The organism is Corynebacterium sp. (assembly GCF_030530965.1).
GTDB lineage: Bacteria > Actinomycetota > Actinomycetes > Mycobacteriales > Mycobacteriaceae > Corynebacterium.
Window position 1 is genome coordinate 10,535 of record NZ_JAUMTY010000007.1, and the last position, 3,496, is coordinate 14,030.

The 3,496-nt window shown below is 60.4% G+C and carries 2 protein-coding genes; one reads left to right on the plus strand and one right to left on the minus strand.

The annotated features are described in order from the left end of the window. Positions 1 to 1,124 (minus strand): low temperature requirement protein A (locus tag Q3981_RS02645; protein WP_303123620.1); only part of this gene is annotated, 1,124 nt, incomplete at its 3' end. 615 nt (positions 1,125 to 1,739) lie between these two features. On the opposite strand from Q3981_RS02645, the gene Q3981_RS02650 reads away from it, so the two are divergent. After that, positions 1,740 to 3,496, plus strand: a 1,757-nt coding sequence (locus tag Q3981_RS02650) for an MFS transporter (protein WP_303123622.1), incomplete at its 3' end; no start/stop codon positions are given.

A 3,496-nucleotide genomic window follows, 5' to 3' on the forward strand; every position in this document is an offset into this window, starting at 1 on the left:
CCAGCGACGGGCACCGGCACCCAGGTGGACGCCACCGTCACGACCGCCCCAATCGGAATCACGGTCCGCACAATTCGCGGAGTCCCAGGGTACGCGACCGCCCAAATCGCGAGGATGAAAACAGCCACCGGCACAGTCACCGTCAACGACACAGCGACATAGGAAAGCTCCGACGAGCCGGTGACATAGTCCACGAGCGCCTCGATCCCCGCCGAGAACGCGCCAGCCGACGCGAAAATCAGGTAGTGTGCATAACCCCACCGGACAGACAACAGAATCGACGAGTTCGATAGGCGCTCCGTATGCCGGGGATAAAAGTAGATCCACCAAATGCCCGCGCTGATCACGATGGTCATGATCGACACATCGATCAGCTGGCCAATGTGCTCGCCCTCGTCGAGCGCCTCGATAATCGCATTGGCCGAACCCAGCAGCGACTCACCTAAAACAATGATGGTGAACAGGCCGTACCGCTCCGCAATATGCTCCCGGTGCCACGGCGTACCACCCGTGACCTCGGCAACCAGGGGAACCGACAATTCCACGAGGACGAAAAACACGAAAATCCACAGGGGAATGTGTCCCGACGTGACCACCGCCGCGATCACCCACAACACCTGCGCTGACAAAATACCGATGGCGTAGATCAACGCCGAACGGCCTTCCCGCCCCTTAGCGCGTGAAGCCCGAAGCCACTGTGCTCCCATGGCCACGCGCATGATGACATAGCCGATGGCCATGATGCTGAAATTACGGTCTTCAAACACGTCGCCGATCCCGGCGGTGAGAACCAGCACGCCCGCCATCTGCACGAATGTGCTTAAACGGTAGAGCCAGTCGTCGCTATCAAAACTGGTGGCGAACCAGGTGAAGTTCATCCACGCCCACCAAATGGTGAAGAACACCATGAGATATAGGCCAATGCCCTTGCCCGCGTGGCCTTCGGTGAGGGCATGGTGCAACTGCACGCCAGCCGTCGATACGGCAACGACGAAGACCAGGTCGAAGAAGAGCTCAAGAACGGTCGCAGCGCGATGAGGTTGTTCAGGATCGCGTGGGCGCATCGGGGTGAGGTAGAAGCGGGGGCGTCGAGTGTCCTGTGTTCGCACGTCAGATGAGCTCACTGGAAGTCCTTCTGTTAGTGAGGGTGTGTCGGCCGGGCTGGGGGCGTCGGGATGACAGCGTGATGAAGGCGCGAGGTCGTGCCTAAATTCAGGGTCAAGATTACCTGTCGGTCCCGACAAAACCGGACACGGCTTCCTTCACAGAGACGGACGACGTCGGACACAGCCGGTCGGGCCATACAGTCCGACAAAGTCGGACGAAGCCGAGCCAGTCAACCGGGCCAGCCAGCCGACCCATCGCGGCTGCAGCTGAGATACTTCGCCCAGGAGAGCTGAAATTACCCCGCCTCGAAGCCCAACAAAGTAAAACGAATCACACTCCGCACGGGAATGTAATGAATTGTGCAGGGGAAAATGCCCATTTCGCATTGCACGATCGCACACGTATGTGCAAATGTAGGCAACTCGAACGCGACCACAAGGAAACCTCCGGAGACATGACAATGTGTCGCTTCGCCCGTCAATTCCGTCAATTCCGCGTCCGCATAACCCCCTGATTTCGACCGAACGAATACCGACGCAAGACAGACAAATTCACGTTTACACCGACTACATCGACACACGATCACGAGTAGATGACGCACCGACGTCAAGAGAAGAGGAAGTGTGATGCCTGTGGGGAGCCTCATCCGTAGAGCCGTCGACGTTTTTCGCGACTATATGGACGCAGACAACTACATCATTGCGCCACGCGCACTGACCGAGCCCGTCGCCACGGGAGATGCCCATGCACCAGAGGGCATGAAGGCGTCCGACGAGCGTGAATCGGAGCGTGAATTCGGCGACGCATCGGAGGCTCCGCAAGAGCCGTACGCAACGCTGGTCCACCAGTCGCTGAGCATCGACATCGATGACCACCCGCAGGCCCACGGCAACGGATACTCCCTTGACGATGCAGGTGAAGACGAGCACGGCGCTGCCACCCATGGCACCGCAGAGGACAAAGCCGCCCGCAAGGCGGCGAAAGCGCAGCAACGTCGCGATAACCGCGCCCGCCGCGCTCAGGCGCGCAAAGAGGTCGTGGCAAAGAGTACGCAGGCATCCAAGAAGGCCGTTGCAAAGAGCACGCAGGCGTCGAAGAAAGCAGTCGCGAAAACTGCCCACTCGTCCCGTGCCGCTGCAGCAAAGACGGCGCACACCTCGCGTGCCGTCGCAGCGAAAACCGCCCACACCTCTCGCGCCGCTGCTGTGAAAACGGGTCAGGCTTCACGCCACGCCTATAACAGCAGTAAGCAGGTCGTCGTGGAGCGCATGCCAGAGCGCAAACCGATCCCGCGGCAAACCGAAATGGGGTCCCGACGTGCCCTGTTTGCCCTGATCGCGCTCTCGATCGGCGGGTTCGGCATCGGCACCACGGAGTTCGTCTCCATGGGGTTGCTGAAGTACATCGGCGCTGACTACGGCATTTCCGACGGCGCCGCCGGCCGGATCGTTACCGCCTACGCGATGGGCGTCGTCGTCGGAGCGCCGCTGATCACAGCCCTGACCGGCAAAATCCCACGTCGGCGGCTCCTCCTCCTGTTGATGGGGGCGTTCACCGTCGGCAATGGTTTGAGTGTGTTTGCCCCGAACTATCCCTGCCTGATAGCCGCTCGGTTTATCGCGGGTATTCCGCATGGTGCTTTCTTCGGGGTGTCGTCGCTGGTTGCGGTGTCGCTGTCCAAGCCTGGTAAGCGAGGCCAAGCAATCGCCATCGTGAACCTGGGGTTGCCGATCGCGACGTTGATCGGTGTGCCGCTTGCGCAGGCGATCGGCCAGGCCATGAGCTGGCATTATGCGTACGCCATGGTGTCGCTGATCGGGCTAGTCACCTTGGTCTCGATTTGGATCGCGCTGCCGCACATGACCCTCATGCTCACGACGAACCCGTTGACCGAGCTCAGCGCGCTGATTAAGCCGCAGGTTCTGCTCACCTTGCTCATGGGCACTGTCGGATTTGGTGGCATGTTCGCCGTCTACACCTACATTTCGTGGACGATGACGGAAGTCGCTGGTCTGCCGGCAAGCCTCATGTGGATCGTGTTGATGTCCTACGGCGTCGGCATGATTATCGGCACCTGGTTCGGCGGAAAACTGGTGGACTACAACCCGGAGCGCGGAATTTTCTTCTCGCTCATCGTGATGATGGTGATTTTGACCGCGTTCTTCTTCACCTCCCACAACCCGTGGCTCGGCACCATCAACTTCGCGCTGATCGGAATGTCAGGATCGCTACTCACCCCGAACCTGCAGTCCCGGCTGATGGACACGGCCGGTGAGGCGCAGACCCTCGCGTCCGCCCTCAACCAGTCCGCGTTGAACCTCGCGAATGCCGGGGGAGCGATGGTCGGCGGCTGGGTCGTGTCCGCCGGGTTAGGCTACTCCAGTGGTGG